The sequence below is a fragment of the Xanthomonas sp. F4 genome, assembly GCF_011761895.1.
In genome coordinates this window covers 304,453-327,929 of the sequence record NZ_JAASQX010000004.1, presented here as the reverse complement: position 1 = coordinate 327,929, position 23,477 = coordinate 304,453, and the positions used below count along the sequence as shown (strand labels likewise).

At 68.7% G+C, this 23,477-nt stretch carries 20 protein-coding genes, 1 tRNA gene and 1 pseudogene; 10 read left to right on the top strand and 12 right to left on the bottom strand.

The features are described from left to right. Nucleotides 1-117: 117 nt before the first annotated feature. The 5 genes from argS (at nt 118) to FHR66_RS15705 (ending at nt 7,452) form a co-directional block, all read left to right on the top strand. The gene (argS, locus tag FHR66_RS15725) at nt 118-1,806 is read left to right on the top strand and encodes an arginine--tRNA ligase (protein ID WP_160968642.1); all 1,689 of its coding nucleotides are present in this window, start codon (nt 118-120) and stop codon (nt 1,804-1,806) included. Between the two features lie 15 nt (nt 1,807-1,821). Beyond that, nucleotides 1,822-2,664: an SPOR domain-containing protein gene (locus FHR66_RS15720; RefSeq protein WP_160968644.1), complete on the top strand. Its 843-nt coding sequence runs from the start codon at nt 1,822-1,824 to the stop codon at nt 2,662-2,664. Between the two features lie 530 nt (nt 2,665-3,194). Continuing rightward, nucleotides 3,195-3,950, top strand: a complete 756-nt coding sequence (locus FHR66_RS15715) for an SDR family NAD(P)-dependent oxidoreductase (RefSeq protein WP_160968646.1) — start codon at nt 3,195-3,197, stop codon at nt 3,948-3,950. A gap of 254 nt (nt 3,951-4,204) precedes the next feature. After that, the gene (locus FHR66_RS15710) at nt 4,205-6,265 is read left to right on the top strand and encodes a TonB-dependent receptor (RefSeq protein WP_160968648.1); all 2,061 of its coding nucleotides are present in this window, start codon (nt 4,205-4,207) and stop codon (nt 6,263-6,265) included. Nucleotides 6,266-6,444: 179 nt separating this feature from the next. Continuing rightward, nucleotides 6,445-7,452: a pyridoxamine 5'-phosphate oxidase family protein gene (locus tag FHR66_RS15705; RefSeq protein ID WP_160968650.1), complete on the top strand. Its 1,008-nt coding sequence runs from the start codon at nt 6,445-6,447 to the stop codon at nt 7,450-7,452. 18 nt (nt 7,453-7,470) lie between these two features. Here FHR66_RS15705 and FHR66_RS15700 read toward each other — a convergent pair whose 3' ends face one another. Genes FHR66_RS15700 through FHR66_RS15690 form a run of 3 tightly spaced genes read right to left on the bottom strand, consistent with a single transcriptional unit; the run spans nt 7,471 to nt 8,770 of the window. Further along, nucleotides 7,471-8,025 (bottom strand): DUF4865 family protein, encoded by a 555-nt coding sequence (locus FHR66_RS15700; RefSeq protein WP_160968652.1) that lies wholly within the window; start codon nt 8,023-8,025, stop codon nt 7,471-7,473. Next, nucleotides 8,022-8,420, bottom strand: a complete 399-nt coding sequence (locus tag FHR66_RS15695) for a tautomerase family protein (protein WP_167087927.1) — start codon at nt 8,418-8,420, stop codon at nt 8,022-8,024. The genes FHR66_RS15700 and FHR66_RS15695 overlap by 4 nt, the downstream gene beginning before the upstream one ends. Beyond that, nucleotides 8,420-8,770, bottom strand: a complete 351-nt coding sequence (locus tag FHR66_RS15690) for a carboxymuconolactone decarboxylase family protein (RefSeq protein WP_160968656.1) — start codon at nt 8,768-8,770, stop codon at nt 8,420-8,422. The genes FHR66_RS15695 and FHR66_RS15690 overlap by 1 nt, the downstream gene beginning before the upstream one ends. Before the next feature lie 100 nt (nt 8,771-8,870). Here FHR66_RS15690 and FHR66_RS15685 point away from each other — a divergent pair, with 100 nt between their 5' ends. Continuing rightward, the gene (locus tag FHR66_RS15685; RefSeq protein ID WP_160968658.1) at nt 8,871-9,797 is read left to right on the top strand and encodes a LysR substrate-binding domain-containing protein; all 927 of its coding nucleotides are present in this window, start codon (nt 8,871-8,873) and stop codon (nt 9,795-9,797) included. Nucleotides 9,798-9,875: 78 nt separating this feature from the next. Here the strand turns inward: FHR66_RS15685 and FHR66_RS15680 are convergent, their stop codons facing one another. From FHR66_RS15680 to speA, 3 genes and pseudogenes are all read right to left on the bottom strand, one after another. Then, nucleotides 9,876-10,526 carry a carboxypeptidase-like regulatory domain-containing protein gene (locus tag FHR66_RS15680; RefSeq protein WP_160968660.1) on the bottom strand — a complete coding sequence of 217 codons (651 nt, stop codon included), beginning with the start codon at nt 10,524-10,526 and terminating at the stop codon, nt 9,876-9,878. Between the two features lie 92 nt (nt 10,527-10,618). Further along, nucleotides 10,619-11,734, bottom strand: a pseudogene (locus FHR66_RS15675) (acyltransferase family protein). 207 nt (nt 11,735-11,941) lie between these two features. Then, a complete protein-coding gene (gene speA, locus FHR66_RS15670; RefSeq protein WP_160968662.1) occupies nt 11,942-13,831 on the bottom strand; it encodes an arginine decarboxylase in 1,890 nt (629 codons plus the stop codon). Between the two features lie 353 nt (nt 13,832-14,184). On the opposite strand from speA, the gene speE reads away from it, so the two are divergent. After that, on the top strand, nt 14,185-15,036 hold the full coding sequence (gene speE / locus FHR66_RS15665; protein ID WP_160968664.1) for a polyamine aminopropyltransferase: 852 nt from the start codon (nt 14,185-14,187) through the stop codon (nt 15,034-15,036). A 499-nt stretch (nt 15,037-15,535) separates the two neighbouring features. On the opposite strand, the gene FHR66_RS15660 is transcribed toward speE, so the two are convergent. Continuing rightward, entirely contained in the window at nt 15,536-15,874 is a 339-nt protein-coding gene (locus tag FHR66_RS15660; RefSeq protein WP_010341856.1) for a P-II family nitrogen regulator, read from the bottom strand. Nucleotides 15,875-16,050: 176 nt separating this feature from the next. Here FHR66_RS15660 and ubiK point away from each other — a divergent pair, with 176 nt between their 5' ends. Together ubiK and FHR66_RS15650 are read left to right on the top strand one after the other, a co-directional pair. Then, nucleotides 16,051-16,320 (top strand): ubiquinone biosynthesis accessory factor UbiK, encoded by a 270-nt coding sequence (ubiK, locus tag FHR66_RS15655; RefSeq protein ID WP_160968666.1) that lies wholly within the window; start codon nt 16,051-16,053, stop codon nt 16,318-16,320. A 13-nt stretch (nt 16,321-16,333) separates the two neighbouring features. Then, nucleotides 16,334-17,863: a YifB family Mg chelatase-like AAA ATPase gene (locus FHR66_RS15650; RefSeq protein WP_160968668.1), complete on the top strand. Its 1,530-nt coding sequence runs from the start codon at nt 16,334-16,336 to the stop codon at nt 17,861-17,863. Nucleotides 17,864-18,191: 328 nt separating this feature from the next. Here the strand turns inward: FHR66_RS15650 and FHR66_RS15645 are convergent, their stop codons facing one another. From FHR66_RS15645 to FHR66_RS15625, 5 genes are all read right to left on the bottom strand, one after another. After that, on the bottom strand, nt 18,192-19,289 hold the full coding sequence (locus FHR66_RS15645; RefSeq protein ID WP_237475385.1) for a lipocalin-like domain-containing protein: 1,098 nt from the start codon (nt 19,287-19,289) through the stop codon (nt 18,192-18,194). A 58-nt stretch (nt 19,290-19,347) separates the two neighbouring features. Further along, nucleotides 19,348-20,547 carry a lipocalin family protein gene (locus tag FHR66_RS15640; protein ID WP_456361770.1) on the bottom strand — a complete coding sequence of 400 codons (1,200 nt, stop codon included), beginning with the start codon at nt 20,545-20,547 and terminating at the stop codon, nt 19,348-19,350. A 60-nt stretch (nt 20,548-20,607) separates the two neighbouring features. After that, nucleotides 20,608-20,811 (bottom strand): hypothetical protein, encoded by a 204-nt coding sequence (locus FHR66_RS15635; protein ID WP_160968670.1) that lies wholly within the window; start codon nt 20,809-20,811, stop codon nt 20,608-20,610. Between the two features lie 24 nt (nt 20,812-20,835). Continuing rightward, nucleotides 20,836-21,669 (bottom strand): alpha/beta fold hydrolase, encoded by an 834-nt coding sequence (locus FHR66_RS15630; RefSeq protein ID WP_160968672.1) that lies wholly within the window; start codon nt 21,667-21,669, stop codon nt 20,836-20,838. Nucleotides 21,670-22,047: 378 nt separating this feature from the next. Beyond that, nucleotides 22,048-22,124 (bottom strand) — tRNA-Arg (locus FHR66_RS15625). A gap of 311 nt (nt 22,125-22,435) precedes the next feature. On the opposite strand from FHR66_RS15625, the gene ubiA reads away from it, so the two are divergent. Then, nucleotides 22,436-23,338, top strand: coding sequence for a 4-hydroxybenzoate octaprenyltransferase (gene ubiA / locus FHR66_RS15620; protein ID WP_160968674.1), 903 nt, complete (start codon nt 22,436-22,438; stop codon nt 23,336-23,338). Nucleotides 23,339-23,477: the final 139 nt, after the last annotated feature.

Here is a 23,477-nt window from a genome sequence, read left to right as displayed (position 1 = left end):
CAGGCGCCGACGCGCGCCGGGCGCCGCGTCACGGCTGAGGTCGGGCTGAACCCGGGGCGGGCCGGGAGGCGGCGGGTCGGGTAAAATCGCCGGTTCCGCGCTTCAAGCAGAGATCTCGTGAAATCCCAACTCCGCGCCCTGATCGGTCAAGGCATCGAAGCCTTGCGCGCCAATGGCACCCTGCCGGCCGACACCCTGCCGCCGGACTTCGTGGTCGAGCGGCCCAAGACCCGCGAGCACGGCGACTTCGCCACCAACGCGGCGATGCTGCTGGCCAAGGCCGCGCGCACCAATCCGCGCGCCCTCGCCCAGCAGTTGGTGGAGGCGCTGCCAGCCAACGACGACGTGAGCAAGGTCGAGATCGCCGGTCCCGGCTTCATCAATTTCCACCTCGGCCCCGGCGCCTACCAGCGCGAGGTGCTGTCGGTGCTCAAGCAGGGCGAGGACTACGGCCGCAGCCTGGTCGGCAACGGCCGCACCGTGGGCGTGGAGTACGTCTCGGCCAACCCGACCGGGCCGCTGCACGTCGGCCACGGCCGCGCCGCGGCCATCGGCGACTGCCTGGCACGGCTGCTCGAGGCCAACGGCTGGAACGCCAAGCGCGAGTTCTACTACAACGACGGCGGCAACCAGATCGAGAACCTGGCGCGCTCGGTGCAGGCGCGCGCCCTGGGCAAGACCCCCGACAGCCCCGACTGGCCGGAGGAAGGCTACCGCGGCGACTACATCCAGGACGTGGCCGACGCCTACATGGCCGGCGCCGCTGTGGACCTGGAAGGCCACGTGGTCACCGGCGCCAGGGACCCGCAGGACCTGGACGCGATCCGCCGCTTCGCCGTGGCCTATCTGCGCAACGAGCAGAACCACGACCTGGCCGCGTTCGGCGTGGATTTCGACATCTACTTCCTGGAAAGCTCGCTGTACCGCGACGGCAAGGTCGAGGAGGCGGTGCAGAAGCTGATCGCCTCCGGCCACACCTACGAGGACGGCGGCGCGCTGTGGCTGAAATCCACCGATTTCGGCGACGACAAGGACCGCGTGATGCGCAAGTCCGACGGCAGCTACACCTACTTCGTGCCGGACGTGGCCTACCACCTGAGCAAGTGGCAGCGCGGCTATGTGCGCGCCATCACCGAGCTGGGCGCCGACCACCACGGCTCGCTGGCGCGGGTGCGCGCCGGCCTGCAGGCGATGGACCTGGGCATCCCCAAGGGCTGGCCGGAGTACGTGCTGCACCAGATGGTCACGGTGATGCGCGGCGGCGAGGAAGTGAAGCTGTCCAAGCGTGCCGGCAGCTACCTGACCCTGCGCGACCTGATCGAGGAAGCCGGCCGCGACGCCACGCGCTGGTTCCTGATCGCGCGCAAGCCCGATTCGCAGCTCACCTTCGACATCGACCTGGCGCGCCAGCAGAGCAACGACAATCCGGTGTTCTACGTGCAGTACGCGCATGCCCGCGTGTGCAGCCTGCTGCGCCAGGCGCAGGAGAAGAAGCTGGACTACGACCAGGCCGACGGCCAGGCGCAACTGAACCGGCTGAACGACGCGACCTCGCTGGAACTGATGCAGGAACTCTCGCGCTACCCGGAAGTGGTGGAGAATGCGGGGCATGCGCTGGAGCCGCATCTGATCGCGCAATACCTGCGCGAACTGGCCACGGCCTTCCACACCTGGTACCACGGCACCCCGGTGCTGGTGGACGACGCTGGCGAACGCAACGCCAAGCTGACCCTGGCGGTGGCGGCACAGCAAGTAATGGCGAACGGTCTGAATCTCCTGGGCGTCTCGGCCCCGGAAAAAATGTGAGTGGAGAAGCGGTAAATGGCAGCACGACGCGGTAAGACACAGGCCCGGCGCAACACCGGCAACGGCACGCCCGGATGGGTGTGGCTGATCGCCGGCGCGGCGATCGCCGCGGTGGTGTTCCTCGGCGCGCCGGGCCTGTTCAAGAAGGACGGCGACTTCCTGCGCGTGGGCGGCCCGCGCGCCAATCCGGATGCGCAACCGGCGCCGGTGGCCGATGCCGATGTCGATGCGGCCCCGGATCTGCCCAAGCCCGCCGCCAACGCGGCCGGCAGCACCAAGCCGGAGGCGAAGAAGGACGCGCAGACCCAGTACGACTTCTACACCTTGCTGCCCGGCAAGGAAGTGCAGATGTCCGACGCCGAACTGGCTGCCAGCGCGCGCGCCGAGGCGATTCGCAAGGCCAAGGCACAGGCTGCCGCCGGCACGACCGCGCCGGGCACCACGCCGGCTGCAGTCGCCACGGCGCCCACCGCGACGGCGGCCAATCCGACCCCGCTGCCGGAGACGCCGACTGCGGCCGCCAGCGCCGCCCCCGCCGCCGCCAAGCCGGCGACCGCCACGGCCATGCCGGCCGCGACCACCGCCCCAGCGGCGGCAGCCGCGACCGCGGCCGCGGCGCCCGACAACGCACGCTACATCCTGCAGGCCGGCTCGTTCGGCGCCTCCGGCGACGCCGAGTCGACCAAGGCCAAGCTGGCGATGCTGGGCCTGTCGGCACGCGTGGAATCGGCGCAGATCAGCGGCAAGACCGTCTATCGCGTGCGCATGGGTCCCTACGGCACCGCCAGCGAGCTGGCCGAGGCCAAGCAGAAGTTGAACGGCAGCGGGCTATCGGCGATCGCGATCAAGGCGCAGTGAGGCCGGGATTCGGGAGTCGGGAATGGGAGGAGCGGGTTCCGTGCCGCTCTCACCTTCGCGTGCGTGCGTCGTCATCACCGATATTGGGCCGCGCTGGTCCTGTGATGACGCTGTCGTTCGATGGCAAAGGCCTGCTGGCGACTGCGGGCAAGGCGCAGTGAAGCCGGGATTCGGGAATGGGAGGAGCGGGTTCCGTGCCGCTCTCACCTTCGCGTGCGTGCGTGCGTCGTCACCACCGATATTGGGCCGTGCCGGTCCTGAGATGATGCTGTCGTTCGATGGCAACGGCCTGCTGGCGACTTCGGACAAGGCGCAGTAAGGCCGGAAGCAATCGGGGAAGAGGGGAAGCGGGCGCTGCCCCGTTCCCTGCGACAAGTAAGGCGCATCACGGCGCTTGGGATCTGCAGCTGTCGCGCTGGCACTGGCCGCAATCAATCATCCAAGCTGACTTCATACGCCGCCGTCGACGCCCGCGACCGCGTTTTGCTTTTACCATTCCCGATTCCCCACTCCCCATTCCCGGCCCCACCATGACTCAGACTGCCCTGATCACCGGCGCCACCTCCGGTTTCGGCGCTGCCGCCGTGCGCCGCTTCGTCGATGCCGGCTGGCGCGTGATCGCCACCGGCCGCCGCGCCGAGCGCCTGCAGCCGCTGCTGGACGCCTTCGGCGCCGAGCGCGTGCACATCGCCGCCTTCGACATCCGCGATGCCGACGCCCTGGACGCGATGCTGGCGGCACTGCCCGAAGCCTTTCGCGGCATCGACCTGCTGGTCAACAACGCCGGCCTGGCGCAGGGCACCGCGCCGGCGCAGGCCGCGCAACTGGACGACTGGCGCACGATGATCGACACCAACATCACCGCGCTGGTGACGCTGACCCATCGCCTGCTGCCGACGCTGATCCAGCGCCGCGGCGCGATCATCAACATCAGTTCCGTCGCCGCGCTGTACCCCTACCCCGGCGGCAACACCTACGGCGGCACCAAGGCCTTCGTCAGCCAGTTCTCGCTGGGCCTGCGCTCGGACCTGCACGGCACCGGCGTGCGCGTGACCGCGATCGAACCGGGCATGGCCGAGACCGAGTTCACCCTGGTCCGCACCCATGGCGACCAGAAGGCCTCGGACACGCTCTACCAGGGCGCGCAGCCGATGACCGCCGAGGACATCGCCGAACAGATCTTCTGGGTGGCGACGCTGCCGCCGCATCTGAACATCAATCGGCTGGAAATCATGCCGGTGACGCAGTCCTTCGCCGGCTTCCAGGTCGCGCGGCAACCGGCCTGAACGGCCGCGGGGCCGCCACGCGCGGCCCCACGACACCTCCAACGTCTCCCGCCATCGTGGCGAAGGCCCTCGGCTACCTGCATGGCGAAGGCAGCACTTCTGGTGTCGCCACACGGCGATTCCGACAGCTTTTAAAGAAATGATATAACATCACTTTTGTGGCACCGTGTTCGTGGATCGGACCGTGCACCACCCGCTCGCCTGCAGCCGCGCCACTGCCGCCAGCCTCCACTCCACTTTCTTTCGCAGACACCATGAAGATCGATTCCCGTGCCCTCGCCGTGCTGGCTGGACTCGCGGCCGGCGACGGCGCCGCGCAGACGACAACAACCGACACGACCACAACCACGACACTCGGCACCGTGGAAGCGCGGCGCCACAGCGCCGCTTCGCTGTCCACGCGCAACATCCTCAGCTCGGTCGACGTACTTGGCAGCGAGCAGATCGGCGACAAGAACGTCATGAACAGTTGGGAACTGCTCGGGCAGATGCCCGGCATGCAGCTCACCGAAACCCGGCAGGGCGCCGAGTCCGGCAAGGTCACCTTCCGCGCCTTCAACGGCGAGGGCTACCTCAACGGCATCAAGGTGCTGATCGACGGCGTGCCGAGCAACGTCAACAGCGGCAACCAGCGCTTCATCGACATGATCTTCCCGCTGGAGATCGCCTACATCGAAGTGGTGCGCGGCACCAACGACCCGCGCTACGGCCTGCACAACATCGGCGGCAATTTCAACATCGCCACCCGCCAGGGCGGCAACTACCAGGACCTGCGGCTGAGTGGCGGCAGCTTCGCCACGCGCGAACTGCAGTATGCCGCCGGCCATGAGGCCGATGGCCTTGCGCAGAACTACTTCGTCGGCGTGCAGGCCGCGCACGGCTATCGTGCGCACGACACCTCGCGCAAGTACACCCTCGGCGGCAAGTGGTTCTATGGCGAGGAGGACGATGCCGCACGCATCGGCCTGATCGCCCGCGTCTACCACCACGAGGCCGACGAACCGGGTTTCCTCACTGCCACCGAACTGGCCGAGGACCGCGACCAGTCGCCGCCGAAGAACGCCAACGATGGCGACGACCGCGACATGCGCCAGGCCAGCGTGCACGCCGACTTCAGGCTCGGCGACGGCCTGCAGCTGCGCAACACGCTGTACCTCAACCGCTACCAGGACGACCGCCGGGTCACCTTCACCAGCTACCCGCTGGGCAACGCGCCGCGGCAGCGCCGGCAGTGGGACGAAACCCAGACCGGCCTGCTCAGCACCATCACCTGGCAGGCCAGCGACCTGCTCAGCGTGGAAGCAGGCCTCAACGCCGAGCACCAGGACAACCGCTACCGACGCGCGCGCTACGCGTACAGCGTGCCGACCGATTTCGATCGCGCCCCGGCACGCGTGCAGAACGACGACCGCTACAGCCTGGACAATCTCGGTCTGTACCTGCAGGCGGTGATCCAACCGAGCGATGCGCTGAAGATCGTCCCCGCGTACCGCGTCGACCGCTTCTCCGGCGACACCGCGCTGCCCGGCGGTATCCATGCGCCACTGCAGCGCTATGGCTGGATCGACCAGCCCAAGCTCAGCGTGATCTATGCGCTGACCCCGCAACTGAGTGTGTATGCCAACTGGGGCCGCACCTTCCAGATCCTCACCGGCTCCACCGCCCCGGCCTACCTGACGCCCGGGCAAAGCGCATTCCGGCCCTCGATCAATACCGGCAAGGAGCTGGGCCTGAAGCTGCAGCCGGTCGCCGGCACCGAGGCGCGCGTGGCGGTCTGGCGTCAGGATGCCACCGACGAGGTGGCCAACATGCCCAGCACCGGCACCACGGTCGGGCTTGGCCAGACCCGCCGGCAAGGCGTGGACCTGCAACTGAGCTCGCAACTGGGCGAGCGCTGGACGCTGTGGCTGTCGCACGCGATCCAGGAAGCCAAGGTGGTCAGCGCCTTCACCGCGACCGGCGAACCGCTGCGCGGACGCGAGGTGTTCTCCACCCCGCGCTACATCAGCAACGCCGGCGTCGACTACCGGCCCAACGCACGCTGGAAGTTCGGGCTGCAGGCGCGCGCACAGGGCGACTACTACATCGACGAGCGTAATGCGCAGGGCAAGTACGGCGGCTTCCGCGTGGTCGACGCCAGCGTGCGCTACCAGCTCGGCCCGCGCACCAGCCTCGACCTGCAGGTGAAGAACCTCACCGACAGCCGCTACGCCTACGTCTGGTACGACAACTTCTTCTGGGGCGGCAACGACCAGCCGATGTTCTCGCCAGCACCCGGGCGTTCGGCCTATCTCGGGTTCGAACTGCGGTTGTAACGGCGTCATGCGGCCAAGGCGGGCCGCGCAGTCGTCCGAAGCGGCGTCCGCCGCGTGTGTGATACGGTTCCAGGCGTCGCCAGCCTTTGCGCAAGCCTCCCTCGTTCACAGGAGTGCCTTGCGATGCTCTCTCCCTCTTTGCTCGACCACGTCGCCTTCCCTTTGCGGGAGACGCCACGATGACCGACTTCGTCACCGACGCGGCGCAGCTGCAGGACTGCGTGGGCCGCCTGCCCGGCCCGCGCGACCTGAAGGTGATCGACCACCTGGACGCGCACGCGTTGCGTTGGCTGGCCGCCAGTCCCTTGCTGTTCGCCGGCGTCGCCAGCCAGCGCCTGGCGCTGAGCGCGGGCAGCGGCGCGCCCGGCTTCGCGCGCGGCGACACTCCGCATTTGCTGTCGATCCCGCTGCAGGCGCTGGATGCGGCCCACGCGCATGTCGGCGCCGGCTTCGGCTCGCTGTTCCTGGTGCCCGGCCTGGGCGAGACCCTGCGGATCAATGGCCGCATCGCCGGCGACGACGGCACGCGCGTGTTCGTCGCGGTCGAGGAATGCTATCTGCACTGCGCCAAGGCCCTGCTCCGCGCCGACTGGTGGCACGCCGAGGCGCAGACCGGCGCCACGCCGGCGGAAACGCCGGAGGGATTGCTCGCCAGCTGCCGGCTGCTGATCCTGGCCACCGCCGATGCCGAGGGCCGCGTCGATGTCAGCCCGCGCGGCGATCGCGCCGGGGCCTTGCTGCAAGCCCACCGCGACGCCTGGTGGTTTGCCGACCGGCCGGGCAACCGCCGCGTCGACAGCATCGGCAACCTGCTGGCGCGGCCGCAAATCGCGCTGCTGGCGCTACGCCCCGGCAGCGCGCGCTGCGTGCGCATCGAAGGTCTCGCCCGCCCAAGCACCGATGAGGCGATCCGCAACGCGCTCGCCGTCGATGACCGCGTTCCGCATCTGGCGGTACGGGTGCTGCCCGCGCTCCTCGAAGACACGCACAGCCCGGCGCTGGGTCGCTTCGACCGTTGGCCGCCCGCCGCCATCGCACACGACCTGGATCCGTCGGCGATCTTCCGCGACCACGTCAGGCTCAGCGGCGCGCGTGGTGCCCAGGCCGCGCTGATGCGCGCGGCGGTCTCGGTGCCCGGCGTGGTCCGCAAGGGGCTGCAGGCCGACTACAAGAAGAACATGTACTGAGCGTGCGACCCAGCTGTTTCACCCGGCTGCGCCGATCGCGCCGGGTGCGCTGAGGTGATGCACGGCATAGCGCTGTGCCTCGTCGTCTGCCGGCGGCAGCTCGCGCCACAGGCGGAAATGCAGGAGCGTCCATCCCTGCGATTCATAACCGCTCACCGTGGCCAGCACGCGTTCGTCGGGCGCGTGCGCGTCGGCGAGGTCGTCCCCCAAGGCAGGCGAAGCTGCCTGAAGCACGCGCGTGGCGTAGCGCGCCGTGCGCAGCGCCGCGGACGACCATGCCGTGCCGACCATCCACGTCTGCACCGCCGGGCGGCCGAAGGCGTCGCACAGCGCGGCGAACGCGGGCCCGGCGAGGAAGGCATGCATCGCCGCGGCATCGCGCCACAGGTAGAACGGCGCATACAGGTTCTGCCGGCCGGGCAGGAGCGGATCGGTGCGATCGGCGACCAGGTAGGCCTTGAACTGCAGCCCCGGCAGCGTGTCGAGCAGCGGCCCCTTGTCGGCGATGCGGCGGCGGATGATGGCCATGTCGTAGTCCGCCGGCAACGCGATGCTGTACTGCATGGCGATCATGCCGGCGCTCCGCTGGCCGTGATGCCGGCGCGGCCGCCGCCGAAGGACCAGTCCTGCGCCGCGGTGGTGACGATGTTGACCATCACGTCCTCCGGCGCGATCCCCGGCGCGATCGCCAGCAACTCGACCAGGCGCCGGTAGAACGCCTGCTTGCAGGCGGCGCTGCGTTCGCGGCCGGCGGTGATGGCGATCAGCACGAAGCCATCCGAGCGCGGCCCACCCAGGTAATGGCGGTCGAACACCAGTTCGTCCGGGTCGTGCTGATGGATGACCTGGAAGCAGTCGCCGGCGGGCACCTCGAAGGCCTCGTGCATGGCCTGGTAGAGGCTGGCCGACAGCGCGCGCAGGTAGGCGGGCGCGTGGCCGCGCAGCAGCGAGATGCGGGCGTACGGCATCAGCGCGTCTCCGTCATGGCCGGCGCCGCCGCCGCGGCTGTGCGCAGCAACGGCAGTGCGGACGCCGCGCACGGCCAACCGGCGTAGAACGCCAGGTGGGTGATGGCTTCGGCCAGGGTGTCGCGGTCCAGGCCGTTGTCCAGCGCGCGGGCCAGGTGCAGCGGCAACTGCTCCAGGCGGGACAGCGCCACCAGCGCCGCCACGGTGACCAGGCTGCGTTCGCGTGGCGACAGCCCGGGGCGCTGCCACATCTCGGCGAACAACACCTCGTCGGTGAGGCGGGCGAAGGCCGGCGCGATGTCGCCGAACGCGGCCTGCGGGGAAGGAAACGGCGTACCAGGGTCGGACATCGGAGGTCTCGCAGTGGGAACGGGCACAGCCTAGTCGCGCGAGACCTTCCGAAAAATCGGAAAATATCGAACCGACCATTCGGAAAAACAGGATCGACCGATGCGCCCCGTGACTTTCGACCTCGACGCACTGCGCAGCTTCGTCGCCGGCGTGGAACTGGGCAGCTTCGCCAGGGCGGCCGACCGCCGCGGGCGCTCCACCTCGGCGATCAGCGCGCAGCTGAAGAAGCTGGAGGAGCAGGCCGGGCAACCGGTGCTGCGCCGCCAGGGCCGCGGCCTGGCCCTGACCGAGGCCGGCGAAGCGCTGCTGGGCTACGCGCGGCGGCTGCTCGAGCTCAACGACGAGGCGGTCGTGGCGCTGCAGGACACGGCGCTGCAGGGCTGGGTGCGGCTGGGCCTGCAGGAGGATTTCGGCGAGCACATGCTGCCGGACGTGCTCGGGCGCTTCGCCCGCGCCCACCCGCAGGTGCGAATCGAAGCACGCATCGCCCGCCACCAGGAACTGCTGGCGCGGGTGGAGGCCGGACAACTGGATCTGGCGCTGGCCTGGGAGTCCGGCGCGGCCTCGGCGCATCGGCAGGCGCAAGCGGCGTGGCCGCTGCGCTGGATCGCCGCCGCCGAGCGCAGCAGCCTGCCCGCGACGGCCAGCTGGAGCGGTGAAGCGCCGCTGCCGCTGGTGATGCTTGAAGCACCCTGCCTGCTGCGCACGGCCGCGACCACCGCACTGGACCGTGCCGGCATCCCGTGGCGCATCGCCTTCACCAGCGCCAGCCTCGGCGGCGTGTGGGCCGCGGTGCGCGCCGGATTGGGCATCACCCTGCGCACGCCGGCCGGTGTGCCGGCCGGACTGGCCCTGCTCCCGCCCGGCGCCGGCGGCCTGCCGACGCTGCCGGCGCTGGGGCTGGGCCTGCATCGCGCGGTCGCCGTGCCGCCACCGGCGGTGGCGCGGCTGGCGGAGATCCTGCAACAGCGCCTGCAGGCGGCGCATGCGGCGCTGGTCGGGGATGGGCGAGCGACGGCGGCATGACACGCCGCGCCGATGGTGTGGCGCGCGACCTGCCACCGCGCGCCACACCCAACAGCAGCGCCTGCAGCAGTACCGGGATTACTTGCAGGGCAACATCTTGCCGATCAGTCCGCCGCCACTACTGATCGAGGTCTTGACGACGCTGTCGTCGCCCTTGATTTCCACGTCCCTGAACATCTCGTCGTTGCGCGCAACCGTGTAGTCCTGGCGCTCGTAATGGTCCACCTGCGCGGCATCGCCGTAGCTGCTGCCCACGTACACATCGCGCGACTTGGCCTGGTTGAACTCGAACTGCATGGCCAGGATGTAACGGCCGGGCAGCATGTCGGTGAACTGGAACGCACCCTTGGCGTCGGTCTGGGTTTCCACCCGGGTGTTGTAGGCCTGATCGGACATGGTCACCGCTTCCTTGCTGCGGTCCGACTTCTTGCGCAGGGCGACCCATTGTTCGAAGTACGGGGTCGCCGGGAACAGCATGACCTTGCGGTTGTCGGCCAGATACATGCCTTTGTCGTGATAGGCACAGGCCACGCCGGTGATGGTCGCATGGCCCTTGGCCAGCGCGGCCTCGGCTGCCGCCTTGTCGAACAGCAGGCTGGGCGAGGTCTGGCGGATCTTCGGCGTGCTGTCCACGGTCGGCGACGTGCGCACCTGTGCGGCGCTCTGGCCGGCGGCGGCCAGTCCGCAGCTCAGCAGCAGGACCCAGCCACGGCATGTGATCGTCGGCATTGCATTCCCCTATTCGTCCATGAAGGCGCGCACGCTAGCACGATCCACCGCGGTGCTACAGGGGTGTGCCGCACGGGTCGGCCACCGTGCGTTCAGCCTCGCGCCGCCGTCGCGACCGGCGCGCTGCTCCGCTCGCGCAGGCGCAGGAACGGCTGCTCCACTGCGTAGTGCAGGACGGCCGCGAACAGCAGCGCCACGCCGGCATAGGCAGCGAAGGCGAGCGGCCCACGCCCGTCCAGTTGCGCACCGGACCACGCCTGGGTCAGATGGAACGCGGCCTTGTGGCTCAGGTACAGGCTATAGGACACCGCGGCCAGCCAGGCCGCACCCGGCACCTGACAACGCCCCAGCCATCCCTGCGTGGAGGCGCCGGCACCGACCAGCAGCGCCAATCCCAGCGACAGCACCGGCCAGCCGATCGCGTTGCCGAGCAGGCCGGTGCGGTCGCGGAACAGCCACATCGCCAGCGCGCAGACCACGATGCCGGCAAGCGCCAGGGCGTTGGCGTGGCGCTGCAGCCGCTGCCAGTGCTGCGGCCGGAAGGTCTTCAGCACCGCCAGCGCCACGCCGGCCAGCAGGCCGTCCAGGCGGTTCCAGGTGGGGTAGTAGAGATCCTCGATGAACCAGTTGCGCTGCAGTCCGGCGCCGATGCGATCCAGCGCGCTGTCGTGCAGCCAGATGGCGCTGCGCAGGGCGACGCCGGCCAGCACCACGGCCACGCACAGCGCCACGAAACGCGGCGCCGACGGCCGCCGCAGCATCCACGCCGCCAGCAGCGGGAACACCAGGTAGAAATGCTCTTCCACGCACAGCGACCAGGCATGCGAGAACGCCTGCTGGTTGGCGTAGTCGATGCCCAGGTTGAGGGTGAAACTGGCGAACAGCCACCACGGCGCGATCCCGGGCGCTTCGCGGAAACCGGGCCAGGCCAGGTACAGCGCCAGCACCGCCGTGTACGCCGGCAGGATGCGGTAGGCACGGCGGCGGTAGAACTAGCCGTAGTGCAGCCGCTCGCCGCGGGCCAGCGGCGCCAGCACCTGGCCGCCGATCAAAAAGCCGCTGAGCACGAAGAACAGGTCCACGCCCATCCAGCCGTAGCGCGACAGCCACTGCCAGTCCGGCCCCAGCCCACCGACCACGAAGGAATGGAACAGCATCACCCAGACGATGGCGATGGCGCGCAGCAGGTCGAGACCGGGATAGCGCATCGTAGGAAGGCGGCGGTGGGGAGCGCGCAGCTTACTGGCTGCGTTGGCGGTTGCGGCGGCGGCAGTCCACGGGCGTGCGCACCATCGCATCGCGCCTAGAAACGCAGCCGCTGCGCTATGCGACCAACCCCATGCTCGCGTGCGCGGACGTACCCTCACCCCAACCCCTCTCCCGGGGGGAGAGGGGCTTGAGCGGATCGCGCGCTGTCAGCCCAGCGGTTCGTCCGACAGGTAGGTGTAGCCGGTCAGACCGGCTTCGAGCGCGTCGGCCAGTTCCGTCGCCTGCGCGGCCGGCAGCTGCGCGGCGGCCACGCGTTCGGCGTAGGCGGCGCGCAGGTCGTCCAGGCGGTAGCCGACATAGTCCAGCATCACGTCGGTGGTGTCGCCGCGGCGCTGCTGGGCGATACGGTAGCCGTCGCCCTCCACCGCCACCTCCACCGCGTCGGTGTCGCCGAACAGGTTGTGGATGTCGCCGAGGATCTCCTGATACGCGCCGACCAGGAAGAAGCCGATGCGGTAGCTCTCGCCCGGGCGCAACGCGTGCAGCGGCAGCGAGCTGTCCAGGCTTTCGTTCTCGACGTAGGTCTTGACCATGCCGTCGGAATCGCAGGTCATGTCGCAGACCACGCCGCGCCGCGCCGGCGCCTCGTTCAGGCGCTCGATCGGCACGATCGGGAACACCTGGTCGATCGCCCACACGTCGGGAATCGATTCGAACACGCTGAAGTTGACGAAGTACTTGTCGACCAGGCGCTCGTTGAGTTCGTCCAGCACCGGGCGGTGGCTCTTTTCCTCGTGGCTCAGCCGCGCGCGCACGCCGTGGGCGATGGCGTAGAACAGGTCGTCGATGCGCGCGCGATGGGTCAGGTCGATCTGGCCCAGGGCGTAGCCGCTGAGGCCTTCGGCGTGGAAGTGCTGCGCTTCCTGGAACAGTTCCACCGCCGGGCGCTGGTCGAGCTCGGCATGGATCTCGCGCAGGTGACGGATCGCAGCCGGCTCGTCGTCGTGCGCGTCCGGCACGCGGCCTTCCGGCGCCTGCTCCACCTCCGACACGTTGGCGATCAGCACCGCATGGTGCGCGGTCATCGCACGCCCGCACTCGGTGACGATGCGCGGCGGCGCCAGGCCGTGCTCCTCGCAGGCGCTGGCCAGCGGCTGCACGATGTTGCTGGCGTAGGAGTGCAGGCCGTAGTTGATCGAGCAGTAGCTGCGCGAGCGGGTGCCTTCGTAGTCGATGCCCAGGCCGCCGCCGACATCGACGTGGCTGATCTTGGCGCCCAGCTTGGACAGTTCGACGAAATAGCGGGTGGCCTCGCGCATGCCGTTGGCGATGTCGCGCACGTTGGAGATCTGCGAGCCCATGTGGAAGTGCAGCAGGTTCAGCGCGTCGGCGTACTCGGTGTCGCGCAGGGTCTTCCACAGGTCCAGCACCTGCCGCGGCGACAGCCCGAACTTGGCCTTGTCGCCGCCGCTGTTCTGCCACTTGCCCGCGCCCAGCGAGGCCAGGCGCATGCGCACGCCCAGGCCCGGCTTCACGTCCAGCGCGCGCGCTTCCTCCAGCACCAGCTTCAGCTCCGACGGCTTCTCGATGACGATGAAGGTCTGCAGGCCGAGCTTGCGCCCGATCAGCGCCAGGCGGATGTATTCGCGGTCCTTGTAGCCGTTGCAGACGATCAGCCCGCCCGGCCGCGACAGCGCCAGCACCGCCATCAGTTCCGGCTTGCTGCCCGCCTCCAGGCCGAAGCCTTCGCCCTGGTGGCTGGCCAGGGTGCCGGCCACGCCACGGTGCTGGTTGACCTTGATCGGGTACACCGCGGTGTAGCCGCCGGTGTAGTCCCAGTCGGCCTGGGCCTGGGCGAAGGCGCTCTGCAGCTTGCCCAGGCGCTCGCCGAGGATGTCCGGGAAGCGCACCAGCATCGGCAGCTTGGCCCCGGCCGCGCGCGCGGCGTCCACCACCTCCGGCAGCGCGATCGCCACGCCGTCGGCGCCCTGCGGCCGCACCACCACCCGGCCGGCCGCGTCCACATCGAAGTACCCGTCGGCCCAGTGCGGGATCGAGTAGGTCTTGCGGGCTTGGTCGAGGGACCAATCGCTCATCGTGGCGGCTCGGCTGACGGAAAAAGGGCGTGGATTGTAACCCCTGCTACGCGTGGGGTCCGTTACAATCCGCGCCGTTCCGACACCCTCGGCTCCTGGTGGAGCCGGGCCGGGTTCGCGGGCGCCTGGCGTGGCCTGCGCCTCGCCCTCATCCGGAGAGGGCGCGGTCACAGTCCCGCGTGGCCTGGCTACGCGAGGCTGCGCACGAGCCTCATCCGGCGAGAGCGTGGTAACAGCGTCGCGTGGCTTGGCTGCACGAGGCTGCGCCCGACCCTCATCCGGCGCTTCGCGCCACCTTCTCCCGGTGGGAGAAGGAATCGCCGCTTCATTTCTTGCTTTCCTAGGACATCTGCATGAGCGCCAACGACAACTGGTACATCGAACACTTCCAGCCCACCGGCTCGGCCATCGGCTACCGCATCACCGGCAAGCTGGACGAGGTGCAGTCGCCGTTCCAGAAGATCGAGATCTACGACACCACCGACTGGGGCAAGCTGATGGTGATCGACGGCGCGGTGATGCTGACCACGCGCGACAACTTCTTCTACCACGAGATGATCAGCCACCCGGCGCTGTTCACCCACGCCGCGCCCAAGCGCGTGGTGATCATCGGCGGCGGCGACTGCGGCACCCTGCGCGAAGTGCTCAAGCACCCGGGCGTGGAAAGCGCCACCCAGTGCGACATCGACGAGCAGGTCACGCGCATGGCCGAGAAGTACTTCCCGGAGCTGTGCGAATCCAACGGCGACCCGCGCGCCGAGTTGCTGTTCGACGACGGCGTGGCCTACATGGCCAACTGCCCGGCCGGCAGTGTGGACATCGTCATCGTCGACTCCACCGACCCGGTCGGCCCGGCCGAAGGCCTGTTCAACAAGGCCTTCTACGAGAGCTGCTTCAAGGCGCTGAAGGACGACGGCATCCTGGTGCAGCAGTCCGAATCGCCGCTGGCGCTGCTGGACCTGATCAAGGAAATGCGCGCGGAGATGGGCAAGGCCGGCTTCGCCAGCTTCCACACCGTGCCGTTCCCGCAGCCGTGCTACCCGACCGGCTGGTGGAGCGTGACCATGGCGCGCAAGCAGGGCGGTTTCGACTTCCGCCAGGACGACGCCGCGGCCAAGCCGTTCGCCACCCGCTACTACAGCGCGCACCTGCACACCGGCACCCAGGTGCTGCCGCCGTTCGTGGCCGAGGCGCTGGGCGGCTGATCGCCGCCGTCGGCATCGGCGCGCGCATTCGGGCGTGCGCCGATACCGCTGCCGACCCGCCGCGCGGCCGGCAAACCAGCCAAGGTCGCCATCGTCGCCTGCATGCACACGTTCCTGCGCTGGCTCAATGCCATCGCACGCGATCACGCCCCGTACGCTCCCCGGTCATCGCCGCGGTATGACAGTTGACTCCCACAGGGGCGCACTAGCCTTGTCGGAGGACTGCGCTGTGGGAGGGACTTCAGTCCCGACGACGGAGAGCGTCCGTCGGCTTTCGGCTTCGCTTGTCGCGGTTGCATCACAGTTGACTCCCACAGGGGCTTGCGGCGAACTCGCCGAGTGCACTGTGGAAGGGACTTCAGTCCCGACGCATTACGCCATCGGAAAGCGCGCCACCTCGCGTGTCGCGGCGGCATGACAGTTGATTGCCACACGGACGGAACACGAACATGTCAGCGCCGACGCGCGGGGGCGCCGGATCGAAGAACCGCATAGCGCACTACAGCGCGTCGGCATCCAGTTCGCCGGTGCGGATCCGCACCACGGTACCCAGGTCGTAGACGAACACCTTGCCGTCGCCGATCTTGCCGGTGGCGGCGGCCTTGACGATGGCCTCGACCACGCGCTCGACCTGGTCTTCGCTGACCGCCACTTCCAGCTTCACCTTCGGCAGGAAATCGACCACGTACTCGGCGCCGCGGTACAGCTCGGTGTGGCCCTTCTGCCGGCCGAAGCCCTTGACCTCGGTGACAGTGATGCCGGCCACGCCCTGCGCGGCGAGCGCTTCGCGCACGTCGTCGAGCTTGAACGGCTTGATCACGGCCATGATCATCTTCATGCGGCGTTCTCCAATCACAATGGCCTCAGGATAGCGCGGTTGCGCGATCGGCGGCCGTCGGGTTCAATGATCGCGCGCCCCCAACACCGGAATTTTCCGACAGCGCGCCGCGTCCGATCCCGATGGTCCCGACCTGCCGGGTGCCGCACTCTGACGCCACCTGCCGGAGCACAGCCATGATCGACCTCAACCATCTCGACGACCTCGCCCGCCGCCTCAGCGACCTGGTGCCGCCGGGCCTGCGCCAATCCCGCGACGAACTGCAGAGCACCTTCAAGAGCGCGCTGCAGGCCGGGCTGGGCAAGCTGGACCTGGTCACCCGCGAGGAGTTCGAAGTACAGCGCGCGGTGCTGCTGCGCACCCGCGAGAAGCTCGAAGCGCTGGAGCGCAGCGTCGCCGCGCTGGAAGCGGCGCGCAGCGGCCAGACGCCCAGCGCCAACACCTGATCCACCCGCCACCATGAGCCTGGCGCTGGTGCACAGCCGTGCCCGCGCGGGGGTGCTTGCGCCTCCGGTTCGGGTCGAAGTCCATTTGTCCGGCGGCCTGCCGACCACGCAGATCGTCGGCCTGCCCGAGGCGGCGGTGCGCGAGTCGCGCGATCGCGTGCGCGCCGCCCTGCTCTGCGCGCAGTACGAATTCCCCGCACGGCGGATCACCGTCAACCTGGCCCCGGCCGACCTGCCCAAGGAGGGCGGCCGCTTCGACCTGCCGATCGCGCTGGGCATCCTCGCCGCCGCGGGCCAGCTCGACCCGCAGGTGCTCGGCCAGTACGAATTCCTCGGCGAACTGGCCCTGACCGGCGAACTGCGCCCGGTCGACGGCGTCCTGCCGGCCGCGCTGGCCGCCGCCCAGGCCGGCCGCACCCTCATCGTCCCGGCCGACAACGGCGCCGAGGCCGCACTGGCGCAACATGTGCAGGCCTTCACCGCGCGCACTCTGCTGGAGGTCTGCGCGCTGCTCAACGGCAGCAAGACCCTGCCCGCCGCAACGGCGCCGCCCGCGGTCGCCGCACCCTTTCCCGACCTGAGCGACGTGCGCGGCCAGGCGCAGGCGCGGCGCGCCCTGGAGATCGCCGCGGCCGGGCATCACCACCTGCTGCTGATCGGCAGCCCGGGCTGCGGCAAGACCCTGCTGGCCTCGCGCCTGCCCGGGATCCTGCCCGAGGCCAGCGAGGCCGAGGCGCTGGAGAGCGCGGCCATCGCCTCGGTCAGCGGCCGCGGCGTGGATCCGTCGCGCTGGCGGCAACGCCCGTACCGCGCACCGCACCACACCGCCAGTGCGGTGTCGCTGGTCGGCGGCGGCACCCATCCGCGCCCGGGCGAGATCTCCCTGGCGCACCACGGCGTGTTGTTCCTGGACGAACTGCCGGAGTGGAACCGGCATGCGCTGGAAGTGCTGCGCGAGCCGCTGGAGTCGGGCCAGGTGACCGTGTCGCGCGCGGCGCGCAGCGCCGAGTTTCCCGCGCGCTTCCAGTTGGTGGCGGCAATGAATCCCTGCCCCTGCGGCTGGGCCGGCGACCCCAGCGGCCGCTGCCGCTGCAGCGAGGACGCGGTGCGGCGCTACCGCGCGCGCATCTCCGGCCCACTGCTGGACCGCATCGACCTGCACGTGGAAGTGCCACGACTCCCGCCACAGGCGCTGCGCGCCGATGCGACGCCCGGCGAAGCCAGCGCCGTCGTGCGCGAGCGCGTGGAGCTGGCCCGGCAACGCCAGCAGGCGCGTGCCGGCCGGCCCAACGGCCAGCTCGGCCACAGCGACACCCTCCGCGACTGCCGCCTGCAGCCACGCGACGAGGCGCTGCTGGAACAGGCCATCGAACGTCTGCGGCTGTCGGCGCGCTCGCTGCATCGGATCCTGCGCGTAGCCCGCACCATCGCCGACCTGGACGCAAGCGAGCGCATCGCCACCGCGCACCTGACCGAGGCCATCGCTTACCGGCAGTTGGACCGGGGCGAGCCCGCACAGGCGCCGGTGGCCCGCAGCGCGTAAGGCATCCGGGACACGGTTGCATCGCTGCCGGCTGGGTACGGCGGATGTCTGCCCAATTCGCCGCACGACCTGGCGTGGGCACGCCTTGCGGACAGGTGATCGGCGGCATCGCGCATGCGCGCCCGGATGTCGATCGCCTGGGACGCTTTTTTACACTTGCTTCCGCCGCATCGTTCAGGACTGGCGGTCGCGTAATCGGTCCACTGAGCGCCGGCCATCGCCGCTCGGCACGATGCCACGGCTACTGAGGGCCACAGCCCCCTCAGATACAGATGTTCCAGGCGGATTTCTCCGCCTGGAACACAACCACGGCAATGCGTCGGGTCGATCAGGGCAGCGAGGTGTAGGGCTGCCGCCACGGATTGACTTCGACGTAGCTGCGGCCGGTCACGGCGGCGCCGTTGAGGGTGCCGACCACTTGCGACGCGCCTTCCCAATACGTGCGGTGCCCGGTCCAGAGCATCTCCTGGTCGTCGACCAGCGGCGTGATGAGCAGGTTGCCTTCCGGCAGGATCACGTTCCACTTCGACTCGTAGGTGTAGCCGGAGTTCGGACTCGTCCAGGTCGCCAGCCGCTGTAGGTCCATCTGGTTGCCGGACACCGGGGTCGCCACGCCCTTGGACACGCGCGTGCCGAACTTGTTGGTGATGGCGCCGGTGTTGGGATCCTGCAGGTAATACAGCATGTACTGGGTGTCGTTATCCATCTGGATGGCGAACCAGTTCCAGCCGCCGCCGAAGAACGAGCCGTTTTCGTCCGACGCCATGCCCTTCACGAACCACTGGCGATCCTGCCACGAGGTGCCGATGATCTTGATCGGCACGCCGTTGTCGTAGACCGTGCCTTCGGTATCCAGCGCCGTGGACGAGTAGTAGGCGGAGGTCTTGGCGATGGGCCGGTAGTCCACCACGCCATTGCCGTTGTGCAGCACGAACGGCAAGTCGCTGCTGGTCTTGAGGTCGATGGCGAAGCGTCCATCGCCGAGGGCGCCCTTGATCGTGTAATTCTGCTGCGAACCGCTGATCGACCAGTCCTTGTTGGTGAAATCGAACGATCCCTTCCGATCGGGAATCTGCTCGGTGACGACGCGCTCTTCCACCTTGTGCAGCTTGTTGTTGACGTCGGTCACCGCGAAGTGCCAGGAGTAGGTGGCAGGTCCGGAGCCGATCGGCCACAACTGGAACACGGTGACTTCGTAACCGAACTCGCGCTTGGCACCGCTCGGGTCCACGCCATACAGGTGGCCGACGAAATACCACCATTCCAACTGGCTGTGGTGCGGACCTTCGTCGCGCGGCAATTGTATCGGTGCAGGCTCTTCGAACACCTGCGCGGCCGCGGGTGCGGACGAGAAGCCGCACGCGATGACCATGGCAGCGGCGAGCCAGCCGCGGAAGCGGCTGAACGTTCTGGTGGATAGACGCATTGTGATCCCCTGAAAAGTGATGACGGATGTCATGCTGGCTGGATGCGATTGGACGACTTCAAGGCAGGACGCGCGCACCCCATTCCACGCCCCACGGATTCATTTCGGCGAACGCCTTGCCGGTGATCGATTTCCCCGCCACGGTGCCGACCACCTTGGCCGGACCCTCGAAATAGAACTTCTGCGTGGCCGGCGCATACAGCTCGGCGTCCTGCAGCATCGGCGTGATGGTGATGGCGCCGTCCGGCAAGGTGACCTTCCATTGCGCCGGATAGGTGTAGCCGGTATTGGGACTCGTCCAGCTGCCGATCCGTTGGAGCTTGAGCGCACTGGGATCGAGCGGCGTGTAGTGCCCGTCGGCGGTCTTGACGGCGAGCGCCTGATCGACCGTGCCGTCGCCCTTGATGAAGAAACTGATGTTGTATTGGCTGTTGTCGTCCAGCGACACGCCGAACCAGGTCCATCCGCTTTTGGCATCGCCGGGAATACCGTTGGCCCACTCGTGGTCGTACCAGGAGGTTCCGGTGACCTTGACCGGCACGCCGTGATCCCACACCGTGCCGCTGGTTGCATTAACGTTGAAGGAGTAATACGGCGAGATGAATTCACCGTAGGTTTCCACGCCATTGGTGCCGTTCAACGTGGGTTTCTGCAGCGCCTGCGTGCCGAGATCGATGGCGTAATCCATGTCCACAGGCGCGGCCTTGGCATAGTAACTCCCCATCGAACCGCCCATCTGGAAGCCGGCCACATCCAGATCGAAACGATCGGTCGAGGTGGTGAATGGCCCGGTCACTACCTGCTTCTTGAAGCGAAAGTCGCCGCGGTCCAGATCCGAGATCGCGAAATGCGCATCGTAGATCGGCGGGGTATTGGCGACGCCGACAATCTGGAATACCACCATTTCGTACGCGTATGAGTGTTTTCCCCCAGAAGGATCGGTCCCGTCCAGGAAACCGGTCATATACCACCATTCGGCAGGCTGGCGATGGGAAGCTTCGTCGTGCGGGAGCGAGATACTTGTTTCGATGGGTGGAAATGTCCCGATCGCCTGCGCTGCCGCCACCGGCGCAAGCACTGTCGCAGGAAACGCGAGAGCGGCGATCGCGAAAGCATGCACGAGTCCGTGCATCCGAATCATTTTCATGACGGAATCCCCTGACTGGTATTGAGTAAGTAGCAACTGCAGCTGATGAAATGCGTGGAACACGATGTCGCCTTGTGCAGTGCAGCGATATCGTGTTCGACGAACATCCATTCCCGCCTTTTCGGCTGTCAATGCTTCATCTTTAAATAATTCGATCCTGCAACGGACGTCTCATCGTGACAGTGCGCGGCGCTTCAATCGATGCTCGCGATCGTCCGATTTATAACCAGTTTCTGACAGGCGAACCGAGGCAATGCGCAACTCGCAAAAAGATTGCCCATACTCTTCGCTCGCAATAAGAACGGACCTGCCGCGCATAAAAATTCGCCGGTCACGCTTCCTGTCTAAATAATCGTCCAGCGCAAGTTGTTCCACGCCGCGGTATTCGTGAGCAGAGGCTCAAAGCATCCGATCGGCCGCGGCCACCGCATCGGCGATCAACGCGTTGCAACGGCGCGCATGGGTGAAGGTCATGCCGTGCGACGCCCCGGCGAGCACCTCATGGCGCGCCTGCGGCAGCCAGTCCGCCAGCGCGGCGGCGTTGTCGCGGTACTGGGCCGGGCTACGTTCGCCGACGACCAGCAACACCGGCATCGCCAGGGTGGCGGCCTGCTCGGGCCGGTACGCCGGGAGTGCATCGCCGATCTGCGGCACCAGGGTCTGCGCGTTGTCGCGCACCATCTGTCGGAAGCTCGCGCTGCTGCGCGCCCAGGCGCCGGGCTGGCTGACCGAATCGACGAAGCATTCCAGGCCCGCCTCGACCTGGCCGCCCTGCAGCAGCGCGATCGCCTTCGCGCGGACCGCCTGCACCTCGGCCGGCAGGCCCTGCGGCTGCGGGCCGCCGGGATCGAACAGGCTCAGGCTGGCGATGGCCTGCGGCCGCAGCAGCGCCGCCTGCCAGGCCACGGCGGCGCCGCGAGAATGGCCGACCAGATGCACCGGTCGCGCTTCCTCGGCGATGAAGGCGGCGAGCTGCTGCGCATGCCAGCGCCAGCCGAACGCATGTCGCGATGCCGAGGGCAGCCGCGGGTAGTACTGGCCCAGGCTCAGTGCGCTGAGCTGGAAGCGATCGGCCAGGCCGCGCAGTTGCGGCGACCAGTAGCGGTAGTCGCACAGCGCCCCGTGCACCAGCAATACCGGCGCGCCCTCGCCCACCCGCAGATAGGCCAGCGCATCATCCGCGCCGAGCCGGCGCACCTCAGGCTTGGGCAAGGGCGTCCGCGGACTGGTCATGCCCCTGCGCTTCTCGACGGAACAGACCTGGCGCGCGGGCGAAAGCCGTCAGTGTCGGCGTCCGTGCTGCGATATCGGGCAACACGCGCGGACACGGGAAGCAACAAGATGGGTGCAGGCATGCGCATACGATAGCGGTGTTGCAGACGCAGGCGTGGCGACGCTGGCCCGCCTGTCGGCCCAGCAACCGGATCGTCAGGCCGATGCTCGGTGGAACCCGGTGCGGCGCCCTCCGCTCGCGACCTGCCAGCCGGGCAATGCCAGTTCCGGCGCTTCTGGGTCGAGGCAGTCATCGCGGCCAGCGGGGAAGACACGCGGCATCGGCGATCGGTCGCCGGAAACCGCCATGCGAGCAGAGCATGCAGTGCGGTACTGAGTTGGCGCGCCCGGAGGGATTCGAACCCCCGACCAATGGCTTCGGAAGCCACTACTCTATCCGGCTGAGCTACGGGCGCAACGGACGCGCATTCTAACGACATTCGCCGGCCGCGTCTCCCCCACGCGCCCTGGCCAGCGATACGCCTTCCCGGACCGGCCGCTGAGCTCGCCGCACCCCGCTCCGCCTGGCATCGCGCCAAGCCTGGCGACCAGGCCCTCGGCGCTGAAAGCGCGCGCAGCGTCGTCTGCCTGCATGATCGGCGCAACGGCGGACGCCAGCCCGGCGCCCACTCGGCCCCACCATCGCCAGCCCCAGGCGCGGCAGCGCACACCACCGCAGCATCATCGCGTGCTGCCGCCCACACGGCACGGCTGCTACCCTTGCGCGATGGGTTACGAACGCTACGAAACGCCTGCCGCGCTGCCGCCGCGCGCGCGCCTGGGCCAGTACTGGAAGCTGCTGCGCGGCGACCGGCCGATCGGCGTGCTGCTGCTGCTGTGGCCGACCTGGTGGGCGCTGTGGCTGGCCGCCGATGGGGTGCCGCCGCTGTGGACCCTGTTCGTGTTCACCGCCGGGGTGTGGCTGACCCGCTCGGCCGGCTGCGTGATCAACGACTACGCCGACCGCTGGCTGGACCCGCAGGTCGAGCGCACCCGCAGCCGGCCGCTGGCCACCGGCGCGGTCAGCGGCCGCGAGGCGCTGGCGGTGTTCGCGGTGCTGATGCTGGTGGCGTTCGCGCTGGTGCTGACGATGAACGCGCTGACCATCGGCCTGAGCGTGGTCGGGCTGTTCCTGGCCGCCAGCTATCCCTACCTGAAGCGCTACACCTATCTGCCGCAGGTCTACCTGGGCATGGCCTTCGGCTGGGGCATCCCGATGGCGTTCGCGGCGATCCGCGGCGAGGTGCCGGCGCTGGGCTGGCTGCTTTACGCAGTCAATATCCTGTGGGCCACCGCGTACGACACCTGGTATGCGATGGTCGATCGCGAGGACGACCTGCGCGCCGGCTCCAAGTCCACCGCCATCCTGTTCGGCGAACTGGACCTGGTCATCCAGGGCGTGCTGTACGCGCTGATGTTCGTCGCGCTCGCCTTCGTCGGCCACCGCGCCACCCTGGGCGTGTGGTACTGGGCCGGCCTGGGCGTGGCGGCACTGCTGGTGGCCGCCGAGTTCCGCATGGCCCGGCACCGCGAACGCGCGGCGTGCTTCCGCGCCTTCCTGCACAACAACTGGGTCGGCCTGGCGATCTTCGCCGGCATCGCCGCGGCGCTGGCGTTGCGCGCGGCCTAGGGCCTGTCGTCGCCCACGCGCAGCGCGCTCTGAAACTCGACCCTGCACGGGCCGACTCTCGCGCCAGGCCGTCGCGAGTCAGCGGCGATGCGCCGTGCCGGCCGCGGCCTCGCAAAACGCTGGCTCGCCCCGACGCGCA

Bases quoted from the DNA above. Each gene is read 5' to 3' on its own strand.
- FHR66_RS15720 (WP_160968644.1), top strand. From the start codon at position 1,822: ATGGCAGCACGACGCGGTAAGACACAGGCCCGGCGCAACACCGGCAAC.
- FHR66_RS15715 (WP_160968646.1), top strand. From the start codon at position 3,195: ATGACTCAGACTGCCCTGATCACCGGCGCCACCTCCGGTTTCGGCGCT.
- FHR66_RS15710 (WP_160968648.1), top strand. From the start codon at position 4,205: ATGAAGATCGATTCCCGTGCCCTCGCCGTGCTGGCTGGACTCGCGGCC.
- FHR66_RS15705 (WP_160968650.1), top strand. From the start codon at position 6,445: ATGACCGACTTCGTCACCGACGCGGCGCAGCTGCAGGACTGCGTGGGC.
- FHR66_RS15700 (WP_160968652.1), bottom strand. From the start codon at position 8,025: ATGATCGCCATGCAGTACAGCATCGCGTTGCCGGCGGACTACGACATG.
- FHR66_RS15695 (WP_167087927.1), bottom strand. From the start codon at position 8,420: ATGCCGTACGCCCGCATCTCGCTGCTGCGCGGCCACGCGCCCGCCTAC.
- FHR66_RS15690 (WP_160968656.1), bottom strand. From the start codon at position 8,770: ATGTCCGACCCTGGTACGCCGTTTCCTTCCCCGCAGGCCGCGTTCGGC.
- FHR66_RS15685 (WP_160968658.1), top strand. From the start codon at position 8,871: ATGCGCCCCGTGACTTTCGACCTCGACGCACTGCGCAGCTTCGTCGCC.
- FHR66_RS15680 (WP_160968660.1), bottom strand. From the start codon at position 10,526: ATGCCGACGATCACATGCCGTGGCTGGGTCCTGCTGCTGAGCTGCGGA.
- speA (WP_160968662.1), bottom strand. From the start codon at position 13,831: ATGAGCGATTGGTCCCTCGACCAAGCCCGCAAGACCTACTCGATCCCG.
- speE (WP_160968664.1), top strand. From the start codon at position 14,185: ATGAGCGCCAACGACAACTGGTACATCGAACACTTCCAGCCCACCGGC.
- FHR66_RS15660 (WP_010341856.1), bottom strand. From the start codon at position 15,874: ATGAAGATGATCATGGCCGTGATCAAGCCGTTCAAGCTCGACGACGTG.
- ubiK (WP_160968666.1), top strand. From the start codon at position 16,051: ATGATCGACCTCAACCATCTCGACGACCTCGCCCGCCGCCTCAGCGAC.
- FHR66_RS15650 (WP_160968668.1), top strand. From the start codon at position 16,334: ATGAGCCTGGCGCTGGTGCACAGCCGTGCCCGCGCGGGGGTGCTTGCG.
- FHR66_RS15645 (WP_237475385.1), bottom strand. From the start codon at position 19,289: ATGCGTCTATCCACCAGAACGTTCAGCCGCTTCCGCGGCTGGCTCGCC.
- FHR66_RS15640 (WP_456361770.1), bottom strand. From the start codon at position 20,547: ATGGATGTTCGTCGAACACGATATCGCTGCACTGCACAAGGCGACATC.
- FHR66_RS15630 (WP_160968672.1), bottom strand. From the start codon at position 21,669: ATGACCAGTCCGCGGACGCCCTTGCCCAAGCCTGAGGTGCGCCGGCTC.
- ubiA (WP_160968674.1), top strand. From the start codon at position 22,436: ATGGGTTACGAACGCTACGAAACGCCTGCCGCGCTGCCGCCGCGCGCG.